Origin of the sequence: Planococcus kocurii, from assembly GCF_001465835.2 — a bacterium.
Classification (GTDB): Bacteria; Bacillota; Bacilli; order Bacillales_A; family Planococcaceae; genus Planococcus; species Planococcus kocurii.
Window position 1 is genome coordinate 576,535 of record NZ_CP013661.2, and the last position, 16,167, is coordinate 592,701.

At 41.2% G+C, this 16,167-nt stretch carries 20 protein-coding genes and 1 pseudogene; 11 read left to right on the top strand and 10 right to left on the bottom strand.

The window, feature by feature from the left end:
* Complete coding sequence (locus tag AUO94_RS02970; protein WP_058385845.1) at positions 1-213, top strand: helix-turn-helix domain-containing protein; 213 nt, start codon at positions 1-3, stop codon at positions 211-213.
* 49 nt (positions 214-262) lie between these two features.
* Here AUO94_RS02970 and AUO94_RS02975 read toward each other — a convergent pair whose 3' ends face one another.
* Both AUO94_RS02975 and AUO94_RS02980 read right to left on the bottom strand, forming a co-directional pair.
* Complete coding sequence (locus tag AUO94_RS02975; protein ID WP_058385846.1) at positions 263-523, bottom strand: DUF1871 family protein; 261 nt, start codon at positions 521-523, stop codon at positions 263-265.
* A gap of 101 nt (positions 524-624) precedes the next feature.
* On the bottom strand, positions 625-1,320 hold the full coding sequence (locus AUO94_RS02980) for a peptidylprolyl isomerase (RefSeq protein ID WP_058385847.1): 696 nt from the start codon (positions 1,318-1,320) through the stop codon (positions 625-627).
* Positions 1,321-1,504: 184 nt separating this feature from the next.
* On the opposite strand from AUO94_RS02980, the gene AUO94_RS02985 reads away from it, so the two are divergent.
* The 8 genes and pseudogenes from AUO94_RS02985 (at position 1,505) to mnhG (ending at position 8,720) form a co-directional block, all read left to right on the top strand.
* Positions 1,505-2,737 carry an MFS transporter gene (locus AUO94_RS02985; RefSeq protein ID WP_058385848.1) on the top strand — a complete coding sequence of 411 codons (1,233 nt, stop codon included), beginning with the start codon at positions 1,505-1,507 and terminating at the stop codon, positions 2,735-2,737.
* 207 nt (positions 2,738-2,944) lie between these two features.
* Positions 2,945-5,359, top strand: coding sequence for a Na+/H+ antiporter subunit A (locus AUO94_RS02990; RefSeq protein ID WP_058385849.1), 2,415 nt, complete (start codon positions 2,945-2,947; stop codon positions 5,357-5,359).
* Complete coding sequence (locus tag AUO94_RS02995; RefSeq protein WP_058385850.1) at positions 5,346-5,768, top strand: Na(+)/H(+) antiporter subunit B; 423 nt, start codon at positions 5,346-5,348, stop codon at positions 5,766-5,768. The genes AUO94_RS02990 and AUO94_RS02995 overlap by 14 nt, the downstream gene beginning before the upstream one ends.
* Positions 5,768-6,115 (top strand): Na(+)/H(+) antiporter subunit C, encoded by a 348-nt coding sequence (locus AUO94_RS03000; RefSeq protein WP_058385851.1) that lies wholly within the window; start codon positions 5,768-5,770, stop codon positions 6,113-6,115. Before AUO94_RS02995 ends, AUO94_RS03000 begins: the two co-directional genes overlap by 1 nt.
* Positions 6,108-7,588, top strand: a pseudogene (locus AUO94_RS03005) (Na+/H+ antiporter subunit D). The gene AUO94_RS03000 and the pseudogene AUO94_RS03005 overlap by 8 nt, the downstream one beginning before the upstream one ends.
* 7 nt (positions 7,589-7,595) lie before the next feature.
* Complete coding sequence (locus AUO94_RS03010) at positions 7,596-8,075, top strand: Na+/H+ antiporter subunit E (RefSeq protein ID WP_058385852.1); 480 nt, start codon at positions 7,596-7,598, stop codon at positions 8,073-8,075.
* Entirely contained in the window at positions 8,072-8,353 is a 282-nt protein-coding gene (locus AUO94_RS03015) for a Na(+)/H(+) antiporter subunit F1 (protein ID WP_058385853.1), read from the top strand. The genes AUO94_RS03010 and AUO94_RS03015 overlap by 4 nt, the downstream gene beginning before the upstream one ends.
* Positions 8,313-8,720, top strand: coding sequence for a monovalent cation/H(+) antiporter subunit G (gene mnhG / locus AUO94_RS03020; RefSeq protein ID WP_410477404.1), 408 nt, complete (start codon positions 8,313-8,315; stop codon positions 8,718-8,720). The genes AUO94_RS03015 and mnhG overlap by 41 nt, the downstream gene beginning before the upstream one ends.
* A 42-nt stretch (positions 8,721-8,762) precedes the next feature.
* On the opposite strand, the gene AUO94_RS03025 is transcribed toward mnhG, so the two are convergent.
* The 7 genes from AUO94_RS03025 to AUO94_RS03055 form a co-directional block, all read right to left on the bottom strand.
* The gene (locus AUO94_RS03025) at positions 8,763-10,256 is read right to left on the bottom strand and encodes a leucyl aminopeptidase (RefSeq protein WP_058385855.1); all 1,494 of its coding nucleotides are present in this window, start codon (positions 10,254-10,256) and stop codon (positions 8,763-8,765) included.
* A 239-nt stretch (positions 10,257-10,495) separates the two neighbouring features.
* On the bottom strand, positions 10,496-10,825 hold the full coding sequence (locus AUO94_RS03030; RefSeq protein ID WP_058385856.1) for a YuiB family protein: 330 nt from the start codon (positions 10,823-10,825) through the stop codon (positions 10,496-10,498).
* 305 nt (positions 10,826-11,130) lie between these two features.
* Positions 11,131-11,256 (bottom strand): YuiA family protein, encoded by a 126-nt coding sequence (locus AUO94_RS17330; protein ID WP_169793156.1) that lies wholly within the window; start codon positions 11,254-11,256, stop codon positions 11,131-11,133.
* A 135-nt stretch (positions 11,257-11,391) separates the two neighbouring features.
* Positions 11,392-11,892 carry an NUDIX domain-containing protein gene (locus AUO94_RS03040; RefSeq protein ID WP_058385858.1) on the bottom strand — a complete coding sequence of 167 codons (501 nt, stop codon included), beginning with the start codon at positions 11,890-11,892 and terminating at the stop codon, positions 11,392-11,394.
* A gap of 118 nt (positions 11,893-12,010) precedes the next feature.
* Positions 12,011-13,225, bottom strand: coding sequence for an NAD(P)/FAD-dependent oxidoreductase (locus AUO94_RS03045; protein WP_058386933.1), 1,215 nt, complete (start codon positions 13,223-13,225; stop codon positions 12,011-12,013).
* Between the two features lie 175 nt (positions 13,226-13,400).
* Positions 13,401-13,763 carry a HesB/IscA family protein gene (locus AUO94_RS03050; RefSeq protein WP_058385859.1) on the bottom strand — a complete coding sequence of 121 codons (363 nt, stop codon included), beginning with the start codon at positions 13,761-13,763 and terminating at the stop codon, positions 13,401-13,403.
* 145 nt (positions 13,764-13,908) lie between these two features.
* The gene (locus AUO94_RS03055) at positions 13,909-14,145 is read right to left on the bottom strand and encodes a NifU family protein (RefSeq protein WP_008429467.1); all 237 of its coding nucleotides are present in this window, start codon (positions 14,143-14,145) and stop codon (positions 13,909-13,911) included.
* Between the two features lie 82 nt (positions 14,146-14,227).
* On the opposite strand from AUO94_RS03055, the gene AUO94_RS03060 reads away from it, so the two are divergent.
* Positions 14,228-14,554 carry a YuzD family protein gene (locus AUO94_RS03060; protein ID WP_058385860.1) on the top strand — a complete coding sequence of 109 codons (327 nt, stop codon included), beginning with the start codon at positions 14,228-14,230 and terminating at the stop codon, positions 14,552-14,554.
* Between the two features lie 125 nt (positions 14,555-14,679).
* On the opposite strand, the gene AUO94_RS03065 is transcribed toward AUO94_RS03060, so the two are convergent.
* The gene (locus tag AUO94_RS03065) at positions 14,680-15,747 is read right to left on the bottom strand and encodes an NAD(P)/FAD-dependent oxidoreductase (protein ID WP_058385861.1); all 1,068 of its coding nucleotides are present in this window, start codon (positions 15,745-15,747) and stop codon (positions 14,680-14,682) included.
* Positions 15,748-15,899: 152 nt separating this feature from the next.
* Between AUO94_RS03065 and AUO94_RS03070 the strand changes: the two genes are divergently transcribed.
* Positions 15,900-16,136 carry a YuzB family protein gene (locus AUO94_RS03070; protein WP_058385862.1) on the top strand — a complete coding sequence of 79 codons (237 nt, stop codon included), beginning with the start codon at positions 15,900-15,902 and terminating at the stop codon, positions 16,134-16,136.
* Positions 16,137-16,167 lie beyond the last annotated feature (31 nt).

Sequence of the window (16,167 nt, forward strand, 5' to 3'; positions counted from 1 at the left end):
ATGAAAAACGACTTACACGCTCAATTAAAAGCGCTTCGCGAAGAACGCGGGCTATCATTAGACGAACTGGCTTTAAAAACAAGAATTGGTGTTGCTAAACTGCAAGCCTATGAAAGTGGCGAAGAAGTACCATCAACTCAAACAATCATGATTCTTTCAAATGCATTAGAAGTTCCTGCTTCTAATTTAGTAGACGGATTAGAATCGAACTAAAACAAGAAAAGAGCTTTCAGCGAATTCCGCTGAAAGCTCTTTTCTTGTTTTAAATAATGTGTTTGGCTTCGTATTTAACTGCAAGCAGTTTGTAAGAAATGTCCACACATTGTTCTAACGGAATCCATTTTCCAAACGACAATTCGTAGCTAGTTTGAATTGTTTTTGCGAGATCTGAAGGATGGTCTAAAACCTGCAATTGAGCAACGACATCTCCAATTTCTTTACCATATAATTCGGAGCCAATAGCAAAAGGATCCCAATACTTCATGATTGCAACCGCTCTTCTGTTCATTTCACTCGTGTCCATTTGTCTTCACCTGACATTTCTCTATTGTTAAGGGCTATAATAGCACATAAACAGAAAAAGAAAAGCAGGAAAAACCGATTAGACCGTTTTTCGATGCTCTCTTATTGCTGAAGAATTTCAATAGAGTCGATGGTCACATCTGTAACTGGCTTTTCAGCTTCGGTTTCAACTGCTGCGATGGCGTCTACTACATCCATTCCTTCAATCACTTGACCGAATACGGTGTGTTTGCCATCAAGCCAAGGCGTGCCTCCTTGTTCTAGGTAAGCGTCTTTAACTTCCTGCGGGTATTCGGTTGCAAACATATCCGCTGTTACTTCTGGTGCTTGGACAATGAAAAACTGGCTGCCATTCGTGCCCGGTCCTCCGTTAGCCATCGATAAAGCTCCCCGAATATTAAACAGATGGTCATTAAACTCGTCTTCAAACGGCGCTCCATAAATACTTTCACCACCGCCACCTGTACCCGTCGGATCTCCTGTTTGCAACATGAAATTTTCAATGACTCGGTGGAAAGTCAGACCGTCGTAATAGCCTTCTTCTGCATGTGTCAAAAAGTTTTCCACTGCTTTTGGTGCAATGTCCGGAAACAGTTTGATTTGCATAGCGCCCATGGACGTAGTCACTTCAACAAGCGCTTCGTTGTCTGCAACTTCTGTTGATAATTGCGGATAGCCGTCCACTTCCACTTTCGCACTTTCGGTTGTTGTTGTTGTTGTTGTTTCCTGTTCTTCTTGTCCTGAGCATGCACTTAGGAACAACGCTAATAAAACTGGTGCCACAATTATTTTTTCCATCTTTTTCACCCCGCTTTATTTTAGCATAGTTTCATTCAACAAAAGAACTCGCTTTGTAAGCGAATAGCGTATACTGACAGGAGACAGAACAGTTTGAATTAATCAATAAAACCTAGCTCTTTCTTCGTGTAACGAAGTATTATATAATGAGAACAGATGCTTCGTTCAGAAAGAAGGGTTCTTTATGGACACTCAGAAAAAGAATTTCTTTATTATTATGTTCACTAACTTTTTAGTAGCTGGTAGCACTACCATGATTATGCCATTCTTATCTCTTTATATTGAATCACTCGGGAATTTCACAGATGAATATGTGCAACGTTGGTCTGGTCTAGTCTTTGGCGTTACGTTCGTTGCGGCTTTGATCATGTCGCCCATTTGGGGACGCATTGCTGATAAATACGGCTTTAAGCCTATTTTAATCATTAACGGCTTTGGTATTGCCATCAGTATTTTCTTAATGGGAACCGCTGATTCCGTCTCAGAACTGTTTATGATTCGTTTGTTCATGGGTGTAGTAACTGGATTTATCCCGACTTCCTTGGCTTTTGTCAGCTCTCAAACTTCCAAAGAGACAGCAGGGAAAACTCTCGGCACGCTTCAAATGGGCAGTGTATCCGGCACATTGTTCGGTCCAGTTCTCGGCGGCTTAATGGCAGATGCTTTTGGTTTTAAATATACATTCTTGATTACAGCTACTGTCATTACCATCGCTGCATTGTTTGTCGTGTTTGGCTTGCATGAAGTTAAACGACTGAAAGTAAAAGGTGCTCACGTTTACGCACCGAAAACAATCGTCAGCGGAATTTTAAATCACCGTTTAATGCTCAACGTTATGATCATCACAGCATTGATTCAAATTGGGAATTTCAGCATTCAGCCTTTGTTATCGCTGTATGTGGCAGAACTAACAGAAGGAAGTACGCAAGTCGCTTTTCTAGCGGGTATTACTTTCAGTGCCACTGGCGTAGGGAACCTTCTTTTTGCTCGGCGCTGGGGACGACTAGGCGATTCTATCGGTTACGAGAAGGTATTAGGTTTTCTACTTTTGCTGTCTTTTATCTTTATCATCCCGCAAGCTTTTGTCACAGAACTTTGGCAACTCATCATTTTGCGGTTGTTCTTCGGAATGGCAGTTGGCGGAATGATTCCAACGACAACTGCTTTAATGCGTCGGGAAGCTCCAATTGAAATTCAAGGAGAAATAATGGGTTACAATACGAGCTTCCGCTTTCTTGGAAACATTATCGGCCCAATGTTCGGTGGGATTATCAGCGGTGTGATTGGCATCTCTTCTGTCTTCATCGTAACGGGCGTGTTGTTTATCTTTGCATTCATCTTTCTACGGTCTACATTAGCAAAACCGCAGCAAGATTTTGAAGACGTCCTGCTCGAACAAGAATTAAAAAATACGTAAACCAGGTTTCTACTAGAAAACCTGGTTTTTTTGTGTCTTTTTTTGATTTCACAAAATTAACTTAATTGGCTTTCTTCCTATTTCTAAAGTTTGCAAAAAGTAAAGCTGATCTTGGTCCATTAGTAGACGGGCGGTGCAAATCCACTCGATTTGCGTTATAATTTCTAATTAGAAACTCATCACGTTTATGCTGGAAGGAGGATTCATTTGTCATTTGTGTTTTTAATCTTTGTACCTTTGCTTGCAGCCTTGTTCATTCCGCTGTTATTTAAGAAATTCGGAAGGATTCACACAGGCTGGTTTGTTTTAGTCGTTCCCGTTATTTTATTCACTTACTACGTCTCATTGCTTCCCACAACGATTAGTGGAGGCAATTTAGTTTCTGAATTTCAATGGATCCCTTCACTTGATATCGCCTTTGTAGCGTATATCGATGGATTGAGCCTGCTGTTCACGTTATTGATTACAGGCATTGGCGCTTTAGTCGTGCTGTACTCTATTTTCTACTTGGACAAACATCGCGAACAATTACATAACTTTTACGTTTATTTATTGATGTTCATGACGGCAATGCTCGGTATTGTTCAAAGTGATCATTTAATCACTCTTTATCTGTTTTGGGAGTTAACTTCGATTTCATCTTTCCTGCTGATTGGTTATTGGTATACTCGTGATCGTTCAAGATTTGGTGCCTTAAAATCAATGATGATTACCGTTTTCGGAGGATTGATGATGCTCGGTGGGTTCGTGCTACTGAGTATTATGGGTGATACATATTCGATACGCGAATTAATCCCACAAGCAGCTGAACTCGTAACGCATGATTTCTTTATTTGGGCGCTCGTTCTTGTGCTGCTCGGAGCATTTACAAAATCTGCGCAGTTTCCATTTTACATTTGGCTTCCAGATGCGATGGAAGCGCCTACTCCTGTTAGTGCGTACTTGCACTCAGCGACTATGGTCAAAGCGGGCTTGTATTTAGTGGCACGACTGACGCCTGTGTTTGCGATATCCGGTACATGGATGTGGCTAGTCGCCGGCGTTGGATTGTTTACCATGTTCTGGGGCTCGTTTTTCGCCTTGAAACAAAAAGATTTAAAAGGGATTCTCGCATTCTCGACCGTTTCTCAACTGGGTTTGATTATGTCGTTACTCGGAGCTTCGGCTGCTGGTTATCATGTTGACAACATTGCTGAGACGACATTTAAGTATGCTGGATTCGCAGCGATTTTTCATTTGATTAACCACGCGGTCTTTAAAGGCAGTTTGTTCATGATTGCTGGTATCGTCGATCATGAAACCGGTACACGGGACATTCGCAAACTTGGTGGTCTCATGAGCCTAATGCCGATCAGTTTTACCGTAGCTATGATTGGAGCTTTCTCTATGGCAGGCTTGCCTCCATTTGGTGGATTCCTTAGTAAGGAAATGTTTTTGACTGCCATGCTGTCATTAACGGAATTTGATTTGTTTTCCATGGACGTTTGGGGCATCTTATTCCCTGTTGTCGCTTGGCTGGGCTCGGTATTTACATTTATCTACAGTTTCTATTTTGTTTTCCACACATTTGCTGGCGAACACAAGCCGGAACAATTGCCAAAACCTGCTCATGAAGCACCCATTGGCATGCTGATTTCACCTGTTTTTTTATCACTTCTTGTTGTGGTCATTTTCTTTATTCCGAACCTTGTCGGTGACTGGTTCGTGAAGCCAGCTGTTTTAGCGATGCAACCGTTTCTTTATACATCGCCGGATGAAATTAACATTCATGTTGAAGCATGGCACGGACCTACGCCTGAGCTGTTTATGACGCTTGGAATTGTTGCTATTGGATTCTTGATGTTCTGGACGTTGCGCAAATGGCAGAAGAGCTATGATCTTTTCCCAGATACGTTAACGTTGAATGCTCTGTATGACAGTGTCATGTTCATGAGCGATACGGGAGCAAACCGTTTTTCAAGACTTTATATGACTGGCTTTATCCGTTCGTATTTGGTGTATATGTTTAGTTTCGTCATATTCATTGTTCTTGGAACTTTATTCTTAACGGATGCTTTTGCTATTGATTTTACAAACCTTGCACCCGTTGGATTTTATGAAGTCGTGATTTTAATCGCATTAGTCGGCTCGACACTTACCATTCTTTTCTCTAAGTCTAGACTGACAGGAATTATCGCACTTGGTGCTGTCGGTTATTCAGTAGCGTTATTCTTTGTTATTTTCCGTGCTCCTGATTTGGCTTTAACACAACTTGTTATTGAAACAATTTCTGTTGCTTTGTTCTTGCTGGCGTTTTACCATCTGCCACAGATCAGTCGGAAAGAAGAACGGATGCGCTTCCGTTTTGGAAATGCACTTGTGGCAATAGGTGTTGGAGTGACGGTAACGTTGGTTGCTTTGTCTTCTCTATCACAAAAAGCTTTGCCTTCGATTTCCGAATTCTATAAAGAAACGGTTTATAAAGAAGCTGGCGGCGGAAATATCGTCAATGTGATTTTAGTTGATTATCGTGGGTTTGATACTTTGTTTGAAATTGCTGTATTAGGTATTGCGGGTATCGGTATTATTACGATGATTAAACTACGCTTGACGAAAAAGGAGGATCAGCATGAGAACAAATGATGTAATGCTTCAAACGGCCACAAAAGTAGTGACCTTCATCATTTTGATGTTTGCTGTCCACATTTTCTTTGCAGGACATTATACACCAGGTGGCGGATTTGTTGGTGGGCTGTTAACTACCAGTGCAATTGTGCTATTAATGCTCGCTTTTGATATTGAAACGGTGAAAAAAATACTGCCGATCAATTATGTAACAATGACAGCAATCGGCTTACTGTTGGCACTTGCTACAGCTTCTGCCTCTATCATCTTTGATGTTCCTTTTTTTACACATGCTTACGATTATTTTGATTTACCGCTTTTTGGTAAAACTTCTCTACATTCAGCAATGCTGTTTGACGCAGGGGTTTACCTGGTTGTTGTCGGTGTAACGATGACCATTATTCAAACGATTGGAGAGGATGAATAATGGAAATAATTATGTCGGTTGCCATTGGATTTCTCTTTATGGCAGCTGTTTACTTAATGCTTTCGAAGAGTTTGATACGCATCATTATCGGAACAGGACTGCTGAGTCATGGCGCCCATCTTTTACTTTTAACTATGGGGGGACTTGGAGGAAACTCTCCTCCTGTCGTAGCTGATGGCGTCAGTGTCAGCGATTATGCAGATCCCTTGCCACAAGCTTTGATTTTGACAGCCATTGTTATTTCATTTGCTGTTACATCATTTTTCCTAGTGCTCGCCTACCGCTCTTATCAGGAACTCGGTACCGACAATATGGATTTGCTGAGAGGAACTGAAGATTATGAGTAATTTACTCCTTTTTCCAATCATCATTCCGTTGTTTTTTGCTGCTATCCTGATGATGTTCCCGAAAAACTTGAAACTTCAGCGCACGTTAGCTGCTGTTGGAGCTGGAGCTGCTTTACTTTCTGCTCTTGTGTTAGTAGCAAAAGTTAATACAGCTGGTGTTCAAGCGGTAACACTTGGCAGTTGGCCGGCACCATTCGGTATTTCTATGGTGTCCGATCCGTTATCTGCCTTACTGGTGGTCACGTCTTCGATTATTACATTGTTTGTTATTTTTTATAGTTTTCCAACTATTGGCATCAAACGCGAACAATCTTTCTATTATCCAGCTGTGTTATTTTTAATGGTTGGTGTTAACGGTGCTTTCACGACTGGAGATATTTTCAACTTATTCGTTTTCGTCGAAGTGTTGCTAATGGCTTCTTATACATTAATCGTTCACGGCGGCGAGAAACCACAGTTGCGCGAGTCCATCAAATACTTATTGGTGAACATCATTTCATCTGCCTTGTTTGTAGCAGCTGTTGCTTTTCTTTACTCTGTTACTGGTACGTTGAATATGGCGGATTTGGCGGTCAAGATTCCACAAATAGAAGAAACAGGCATTTTGACTGTTATTGCTGTGTTGTTCCTAGTTGTCTTTGGATTTAAAGCCGCTATCTTCCCCTTGTACTTCTGGCTACCGGGGTCTTACTATGCACCTCCGATTCCGATACTTGCATTATTCGGCGCTTTGCTGACAAAGGTTGGCGTCTATGCCATCATGCGTACATATACTTTATTCTTTACGATGAATATCGGCTTTACGCATGAATTACTTGGCATTATTGCCATCCTGACAATCCTTGCTGGATGCATTGGCGCTCTCGCTTACTTTGATGTTAAAAAATCATTATCTATAACATCATTATCGCTGTCGGTGTTATTTTGTTCGGAATTGCGCAGTTAAATCAACCAGGTATTGATGGCTCTATTTTTTACCTGATTCATGATATGTTGATCAAAGCTGCCTTGTTCTTCCTTGTTGGAATTGTTGCGGTCCTTTTTGGCACAACAGACTTGCGACAAATGGGCGGATTGATTAAAACTTATCCAGTTTTAGGCTGGGTTTATCTGGTCACTGCATTTGGGTTAGCGGGTATTCCGCCACTCAGTGGATTCCCAGGAAAACTTTTGATTGTTCAAGGTGGATTTGAAGGCCCGCAGTTTTGGGGCAGTATTATTATTCTGGCAACTAGCTTAATTGTGTTGTTGAGTGCTGTGCGTATTTTTGTCTACGCTTTTTGGGGAGAACCGGTTGAAACCGTTCCTCTAAAAAAATCAGTTTTCAATCAAATGTTCATTCCAACAGTTGTCCTGGTGGCCTTGACAGTGGCGTTCGGGGTCGGTGCGGAACTCTTCATGCCGCTCATTTCAGGCGCGGGTGAAGTGCTGCTGAATCCATCCATCTATATTGATGCGGTATTAAAGGAGTAGGTAACCTATGGCTTTACAAATATTATTGAATTTCTTCCTAGCCTTTGTTTGGATGTTTATGACCGTGTCCTTTAGTCCTTCAGGATTTGCAATTGGTTTCTTGGTGGGCCTTGGCATCATCATCTTAATGCGCCGATTCTTTTCACACAGACTTTATACAGCAAGAGCATGGGCGATTATCTCGCTATTCCTCTTGTTTCTTAAAGAGCTTTTTCTATCAAGCGTTCAAGTTTTGTGGATTGTTATCAAACCGTCTATGAACTTAAAACCCGCTATTTTTGAACTAGAAACAAAATTGACGGAGGACTGGGAAATTACTCTCTTATCCGCTTTGATTACGTTAACACCCGGAACACTGGTTGTCGGCATTTCCGACGACCAGAAAAGGCTGTACATCCACGCGCTCGACTTTGATGACATCGACAATGCAGTTAACTCCATCAAAGATACATTCGAACGGGCCATTTTGGAGGTGAGCCGCCCATGATAATGTTTTACTGGGTTTCACTAATTATCGTCAGCATCGGATTTACTGGACTGCTTTTTCGGCTCGTCAAAGGACCGACAATCGCAGATCGCGTAGTAGCCCTTGATGCCATTGGAATCTCGCTCGTTTCAATCATCGCTCTGCTGTCATTGATTATCGAAACAGAATTCTTTTTAGAAATCATTTTGCTGTTAAGTATTTTGTCCTTTATCGGGACTACCGCTTTTGCGAAATTCCTTGAGAGAGGAGAGATTTTCGATCGAAACAATCATCATTAACATTGTCATCATTGTATTAATGAGCACAGGCGTCATTTTTAGCGTAGTAACGGCATTGGGACTTATTCGCTTGCCAGATGTTTACACGCGCACACACGCTGCCTCTAAGAGCTCGACACTGGGTGTCCTTTGTGTATTGCTCGCTGCTTTCATCCATTTTTGGTTAATCGAAGGCATTTTCAATACACAATTGATTATCGCGATTGCTTTCTTGTTTATCACTGCTCCTGTAGGTGGACATTTGATTGGACGTGCTGCCTATATGTCTGGCATTAAAGTTACCGAAGAAACGGTACGTGACGACATGAAGGATGCAGTAAAAGAAGCAAAACAAGAAATAAGAGATCATAAACCAACAGAATTATAAAACAAGCCTGCAGGCACTTTGCCTGCAGGCTTGTTTTATAATTTATCGTTCGTCTGCCATCTTCTCAACTAACATAGCCAGTGTTCTAACCATGGCACCCGTACCACCTTTTGGTCCAAGATCGTGAGCTCCGTCTGCATCAGAAGTACCCGCAATATCCAAATGAATCCAAGGCGTGTCTCCTGCAAATTCTCCAACAAATCCCCCACCGAAAATCATATGACCATCGCGTCCCGGTGAATTATTCAAGTCTGCCACATTGCTTGTTCGTATGCGTTTTTTATCGCTTTCTGTTAATGGCAAGCGCCAAACAAATTCTCCACTTTCCAGCGATGCTTCAAGGAAAGTCTCAAAAAATGATTCATCGTTTGTTAAAGCGCCAGTTTTGTCTTTGCCTAATGCGACAATAACTCCACCAGTCAATGTTGCCACATCCACAATGCGTGTTGCGCCCAGTTGCTTCGCATAACTAACAGAATCTGCTAGTACTAAACGGCCTTCTGCATCGGTGTTGAGGATTTCAATGGTTTTGCCACTCATCGAAGTGATCACATCATCTGGTTTAAAGGCATTACCAGAAATCATATTGTCGGTTGATGCAATAACGGCAATGACGTTTTGCTGTGGCTGCAATTCACCAATAATTTTCATGGCGCCAAGAACTGCAGCAGCTCCACCCATGTCGCCTTTCATCCCTACAATGCCGTCTTTTGGCTTGATTGAATAGCCACCTGTATCAAAGGTAATTCCTTTTCCGACAAGTGCCAGTGGGTCTTCAAAGCCTTCTGTTGCCTTGTACTTCAAAACAATGAGGCGTGGCTCTTCGACTGATCCTTGATTGACCGCAAGAATCGCGCCCATGCCCAGTTCTTCAAGCTCCGCTTTTCCTAAAATGTCGGTTTCAAAGCCATAAGCTTCTCCAAGTTCACGTGCATATTCACCCATTGCTGTTGCAGTCAAAACGTTTGCTGGCATATTAACAAGCGTTCGCGCTTCATTGACAGACTGTCCGAAAATAGTGCCTACAGTAGCTGCTGCTTCGACGTCTTCTTGTACTTCTTCTGCCAATAAAGTCAAAGTTTCTAACTCTACTTGCGTTTCATTTGATGTCGTTTTGTAGTCATCAAAGCGATAGCCACCCATCGTAATGGCTTCTGCTGCTAAAAAGGCAACATCTTCAGAGGTGATTCTTTCATTTTTAAACGATTCCATATAAATTGCCGCATGTTTTATCTTTTTCTTGGCTAATTCTTTGCCGACCAATCCGAAGCATGATCGAAGGTCTTCTTCAGTTAACTTTTTGCGATCATTCAATCCGACAAATAAAACACGTGGGATCGCTCCTGAAAGTGTGGGATAGGTAATTAATGATTTCAAATCAAATGATAGATCTAGTTTGATCCACTGTTCTAATTTGCCATTAAAGCGCTTAGTGAATTCACTCCACCCTTTGCTGTTTTCGGGATGTCGGTTTAGACCGACGATCAGGATATCAGCTTTACTGTCGTGCGAATGTTGCTGTAGATTGATTTGCATGTAATTCCTCCTTTTTACGTTCTCTTCCAGTGTAGCATTTAATTCGAAATTCGAGTAGTTCGTGTAACGAAGGAAAAACATGCTACTGTTATTGTCTAGGATACACCAGGACAACACATTACACAGAAAGGCTGTATCACCGTTTATGGTTATTACTTTAAGGCGTCTTTCACTTACAAACAACAACTTAACACAACCAAAAAATCGCCAATCCGGATGACCAGATTGGCGATTTCTTATTAAAACATTTGGTAACCCATTTTACGCAAAATTTTCATAATGAACCCTGACGTAATGGCTCCTGCCCAACCAGCAAGTAAGACGGCAAGATCACTGCCTGTCATGGAAGTAATGGTATCTCCTAGCATCGAAAAAGATTCACCCGGATTCGTGAAATAATCAAAAATACCGACATCATCCACAACTAGCAAGATAACGACGGGATAAACAATCCCCATCAACCAAGTCATGCGAAGCAGCATGTTCAACAAAAAGCCGATTCCGAAAAACATAACATAAAAAAGCAACATAGAAATAATTAATTGCACAATTGTAAATGAACTGTTCATCAACTCTAACCTCCGTTATTCCTTTCATCAGTTTACCCGAAAAAACAAAGGCTTTCAATCCAACAGAACAGAGTTCATCGCTTTGTCACTTATGACCGAAATGCGGAAGCGGCCGTTTAGCTCCGACAGGCGTTAGTTGAGCTGGCCGTGTGGCATTTCTTCAGCCACACAGCTAGTTCGACTTACGTCCCGAGGAGTTGGCCGGTGGAGCTGGACAATGCTAAATGCGGAAGCGGCCGTTTAGCTCCGATTCTAAAAAAAAAAAGCAATCGGCATGACTCAACCGATTGCTCTTAATGTGCAGCTTATTTTTTTCCTGAACCCGAACAGCAGGAGCACGTTTCTGAACCACCCAGTCGTAATTGGAAATATCCTTGACCTGAGCAATAAGAGCATTGATCAACGTTTGTAGCCTTTTTGAAGATCGTCATTCGAAACACCTCCTTCTGTTCTTGTTTGTAATATTCTGATAATATAGCACGATGCCTATTAGAGTGCAAGCTAAAAAATAAATGTAACCGCTATCATTCGAAAAAAATATTATTTTCTCGATTTACCTGAAGCATTTACTCTTTTTTAAAAAAGAGTTTGTAGTCCGAATAGCCAAATACTTTACCTGGATCTACGTTCTCAATTGGTTCTAACCCATCTTCTAGTACGTAAGAAACCATTTCTTTAAGCATCACAGAAGCCTCTGCATCATTCGATAATTCTGCAGGCATTAACCAATCTGCTGAATACAATTCGGCTAACTGTGCACGAACTGGCTGTTTTTCATTTTTTGCTTTCAATAAAAAAATGGCCATGTTGTCACTAACTTTCCCTTGAATAACGCCTGAACGAAAACCAATCATCCTGATTACTTCACATTCAATTCCTGTCTCTTCTTTAACTTCTCTTAAGGCAGTTTGGTCAATCGTTTCAGTGCCCTCCACAAATCCCGCTGGAAGCGACCACTTCCCGTGCAGTCCGCCATATCTTTTTTTCACGACTAGCCACTGACCTTCGGAATTTACAACAAGTGCAGCCGCTCCTAGCCAAACATTTCCTCGTTTATTAGTTGCCATGACCATTCTCCTTTTTACTTACATTAGACCAGTCTGTGATACAGACTATCTAAAAACACAATAAGCCCTATCAAGGTACAAAAAAAGCTCCCCGCTAAGGGAGCTTAAACTGTTTATCTTATAGAACGTTGAATTTACCTTTTTTCAAAACAAGCATAGGTCCGCCAATCATGAACAATGCGCGGTTATCAATCATTTTTTTCATGAATGACGCTCTTTTACCTGTTACTTTTTTGCCGAAGACAACACCAATTGCATCGTCATCACCAAGTGAACAAACTGTTCCTTTTAGATCTGGAACAAATTCAATCGTTGTTTCACCATTCATCAATGCTTTCAGGTTTTTCGCTACGCTTTCACCTTGTTGCATAGCAATCTGTGCAGTTGGTGGGAATGGACGATTCGTTTCTTCGTTGATCATTAATGCACAGTCACCAATAATGAAAACATCATCGTATCCTGGAGCACGCAAATCTTTATCGACTTTAACGCGAGCGCGCATGTTTTCGATTGGAGTGGCTTCGATCAAACGGTTACCACGGACACCTGCAGCCCAAACGACCGTACCAGCTTTGATGAATTCAAATTCGTCATCGCCTTTTTTAATTTTAACGCCTTCTGGAGTCGCTTCTACAACAGGTGTACCAATTGAGAATTCGATTCCTTTAGACTCCAGATGACCTACTGCGTAGTTGACAAGCTCTGGATCAAATCCAGGCAATACCATTGGTGCAGCTTCTACACAAACAACACGCACTTTTTCACGTGGCACGTCAAACTCTTTACAAAGTTCAGGTACGCGGTTCGCTAATTCACCAAGGAATTCAATTCCTGTAAATCCAGCTCCTCCGACAATAATCGTCAAACGGCTATCATCTTTAACAGGCTCTGCAGACCATGTAGCAAATTGGAATTCAATATGCTCACGAATATAACGTGCAGCTTTTACGTTGGCAATAGATAATGCGTATTTATCGAGACCTTCAATTCCGAAAGTCTCTCCTTCAAAGCCAAGCGCAATAACAATGTAATCATATGTGAATTCACCATTGTCTGTAGAAACTTTTTTACCTACTACATCAATTGCTTCAACAGTTGCTTGTACAAATTTCACTTTCACGCCATCAATAACATCTTTGATATCGTAACGCACTTGTTCTGGAAGCAAAGTTCCTGCAGCAGCTTCGTGGAGCCAAGTACTTTCATAATGATATTCATTTTTGTTGATTAATGTAATGTCCGCAGCATCTGTGCCAAGAACTTTTTGCAAGTTTACTACAGTAGTCAATCCACCGTAACCTGCTCCTAATACTAATATTGACGGTCTTTTCAACACAATCGCAACCACCTTCAAGTCATTTTTTAATCGAATATCGACAAAGCCTTTTAGCCTTGACGCCCCGATAAACACCTATCCTCTATACTAGACCTAAACCCTTCTGATTTCAACTGAATAATGCGTTTATGCTAAACGTGTCCATAATAAAAAGCCGGTTTGTCACCGACTTTTAACAATTCTCTGGAGTACCTGCTTTTTTAGCTGTTCGGAAGGAAGTTCCACAGCCACATGATGCAATGGCATTGGGATTTTCTATTGTGAATCCGCCACCCATTAATGACTGTTTATAATCAACTACCGTACCTTGTAAAATCGGTGCGTCTTCTTTAGCAATTAGAATGGGAATTCCAAATTGCTCATACCGATCATCTGCTTCGCTTTTGGTTTTTTCAAACCCCATACCATATGTCAATCCGCTGCATCCGCCGCCTTTAACAGCAACACGCAAAAAGGATCCTTCTTCTTCGTTGTGACGCATCATTTCTTTAATTTGGAATGAGGCTGCTTCTGTAATTTCTACTACTTCTGTCAATCTGATCACCTTCCTCTAACTCTATCATAGCAATCATTTCTATCATTGTTCAAGCCGTTGACCTTGAATTAAAATGCTATCGAACTAAGAATAATTACTTCCATTTATTTATATAGAAAAAGAGACCTAAAAAGGTCCCTTAGCATTAGAATACTTGTTCTACTTCTACAATTCCAGGAACTTCTTCCACTAACGCGCGTTCAATTCCTGCTTTTAATGTAATGGTCGAGCTTGGGCAGCTTCCGCATGCGCCGAGCAGACGAAGTTTTACGATGCCATCCTCTATATCAACAAGTTCACAGTCTCCACCGTCACGCAAAAGGAATGGACGTAATTTATCTAAGACTTCCATTACTTGATCTTCTAGCAAAGCTTCAGTCATTTATATCGACTCCTTTCATTATAATCATTATAATGTGATTAGCAGGAAAAAGCCACTAATGAATTCACAGGGGGTCCAAATTATGAAGAAACAATTATCAATAGAAGTCTACGGAACCGATGTTATTTGCGCAAGTTGTGTCAATGCACCTTCGTCAATTGATACGTATGAGTGGCTAGAAGCCGCCATCTCAAGAAAATACAAAGATCAGCCATTTTCAATTACCTATATCGATATTGAGAAACCAATTGAGCTAGACCATCAAAAAGATTATGCACAACGCATCATGGACGATGAATTCTTTTATCCTTTAGTATTAGTTGAAGGTGAAGTTGTTGGAGAAGGTTATGTACAACTAAAACCTGTTTATCGTGAACTTGAAAAACATGGTTTTTCAGAAGGTAAATAAAAATGAGTAAAGGGTTTGGAATAGACATATTCCAGACCCTTTTTCTTTAGCCATTTACTCTCTTTCATAAAAAACTGTAGACAACTCGAACGAGTTAAGTTTGCCTACAGTCAACATGCTTTTAATTAGCCGTTATGCCATTTGTACATCCACAATACGCCGGATTTCATTAAACGAGCAATACGACCAGTAACTGTGCGATCTGCTAAGTAAGCGAATCCTTGTTTTTTCCCTAAAGAACCTAGGAAGCCTTTTAGTTTAATTTCAGGCATCGTTTCAGGCAACGCCTCGCCTTTCCATGTTGCTTTCAATATTTTAACGATTTGCTCTGCTTGTTCTTCTGCTAGCTGTGCAGAAGGTGCCATTGGCAAGGCAGCACAGTCTCCTACCACATAGACATTGCTGTCGTTTGGCAGTTGATGATATTGATTGATGACTACGCGTCCACTAGCATCACTTTCTAACCCTAAATCACGGACTGGCTTGACAGGCTGAATGCCTGCAGTCCAAACAACTGCATCAACAGGAATCGTTTCTTCATGATTATGCAGCAACTTTGGTTCTACTTGTGTGATATTCGAATTCGATACCACATCTACGTTATGTTTTTCAAACCATTTTCTAACGAAATCACTCAAACGTTCTGGGAAATCACGTAAGATTCGTGGACTCCGGTCAAACAATTTAATATTCAAGTCTTTTCGACTTTCACGCAGTTCACTGGCTAGTTCAATCCCACTAAGACCTGCGCCCACTACACCAACTACAGCACCAGCAGGCAGTCCTAATAACTGTTGATACGTAGCACGTGACTTACCAATCGTCTGAATGCTGTAAGTAAATTCTTCAGCTCCTGGTACGTTGTGGTATTTGTCTTCGCACCCTAAACCAATTACTAAGTCATCGTAGGCTATGCGTTCTCCGTTCTCCATAAAAATACATTTTTCTTGAAGGCCGATTTCCAGTATTTCTCCGTTAACTACTGTTAGGCGTTCGTGTTCTGGAAACGGGACGCGGACTTCATGGTCTGACTCTGTACCAGCGGCTAACGCATAAAATTCCGTCTTCATGCTGTGGAATGGTGTCCGGTCTATCAAAATTATTTCGGTATCCTGTGGAAGGCTTGACGGCAACAAGCGGAGCAAAATCCGCATATTGCCATAACCGCCTCCAAGTAAGACTAATTTTCTCATAAAAATCTCCTTTAACTTTCATCTGTCAGATCAATTTCTCACATATGAGTATAGCTGATTGTGATAACTTTCACAATGCTTTCACCAGAAATCAATTAATTGACTCCTGCCACAAAAAAAGGTAGGATTTCGTTGTAGTGAGGTGACTTAGAATGAAACCAATTGTTGAATTTTGCATTAGTAATATAGCCAATGGTGCACAAGATTCTTTTGAAAAACTCGAACGAGATCCCAATCTCGATGTTTTGGAATACGGCTGTTTAAGCTATTGCACAAAATGTTCCGAGTCTTTGTACGCACTTGTTAACGGAGAAATCGTCGAAGCAGACTCTCCCGATGAGTTGACGAAAAAAGTTTACGAATTCATAGAGGAAAACCCATTATTTTAAGCCGTTCAAAAACGGCTTTTTTCAGTATATG

Excerpts from the sequence above, each read along its gene's own strand:
- AUO94_RS02970 (WP_058385845.1), top strand. The coding sequence starts at position 1 with ATGAAAAACGACTTACACGCTCAATTAAAAGCGCTTCGCGAAGAACGC.
- AUO94_RS02975 (WP_058385846.1), bottom strand. The coding sequence starts at position 523 with ATGGACACGAGTGAAATGAACAGAAGAGCGGTTGCAATCATGAAGTAT.
- AUO94_RS02980 (WP_058385847.1), bottom strand. The coding sequence starts at position 1,320 with ATGGAAAAAATAATTGTGGCACCAGTTTTATTAGCGTTGTTCCTAAGT.
- AUO94_RS02985 (WP_058385848.1), top strand. The coding sequence starts at position 1,505 with ATGGACACTCAGAAAAAGAATTTCTTTATTATTATGTTCACTAACTTT.
- AUO94_RS02995 (WP_058385850.1), top strand. The coding sequence starts at position 5,346 with ATGAGAACAAATGATGTAATGCTTCAAACGGCCACAAAAGTAGTGACC.
- AUO94_RS03000 (WP_058385851.1), top strand. The coding sequence starts at position 5,768 with ATGGAAATAATTATGTCGGTTGCCATTGGATTTCTCTTTATGGCAGCT.
- AUO94_RS03010 (WP_058385852.1), top strand. The coding sequence starts at position 7,596 with ATGGCTTTACAAATATTATTGAATTTCTTCCTAGCCTTTGTTTGGATG.
- AUO94_RS03015 (WP_058385853.1), top strand. The coding sequence starts at position 8,072 with ATGATAATGTTTTACTGGGTTTCACTAATTATCGTCAGCATCGGATTT.
- AUO94_RS03025 (WP_058385855.1), bottom strand. The coding sequence starts at position 10,256 with ATGCAAATCAATCTACAGCAACATTCGCACGACAGTAAAGCTGATATC.
- AUO94_RS03030 (WP_058385856.1), bottom strand. The coding sequence starts at position 10,825 with ATGAACAGTTCATTTACAATTGTGCAATTAATTATTTCTATGTTGCTT.
- AUO94_RS17330 (WP_169793156.1), bottom strand. The coding sequence starts at position 11,256 with ATGACGATCTTCAAAAAGGCTACAAACGTTGATCAATGCTCTTATTGC.
- AUO94_RS03040 (WP_058385858.1), bottom strand. The coding sequence starts at position 11,892 with ATGGCAACTAATAAACGAGGAAATGTTTGGCTAGGAGCGGCTGCACTT.
- AUO94_RS03055 (WP_008429467.1), bottom strand. The coding sequence starts at position 14,145 with ATGACTGAAGCTTTGCTAGAAGATCAAGTAATGGAAGTCTTAGATAAA.
- AUO94_RS03060 (WP_058385860.1), top strand. The coding sequence starts at position 14,228 with ATGAAGAAACAATTATCAATAGAAGTCTACGGAACCGATGTTATTTGC.
- AUO94_RS03065 (WP_058385861.1), bottom strand. The coding sequence starts at position 15,747 with ATGAGAAAATTAGTCTTACTTGGAGGCGGTTATGGCAATATGCGGATT.
- AUO94_RS03070 (WP_058385862.1), top strand. The coding sequence starts at position 15,900 with ATGAAACCAATTGTTGAATTTTGCATTAGTAATATAGCCAATGGTGCA.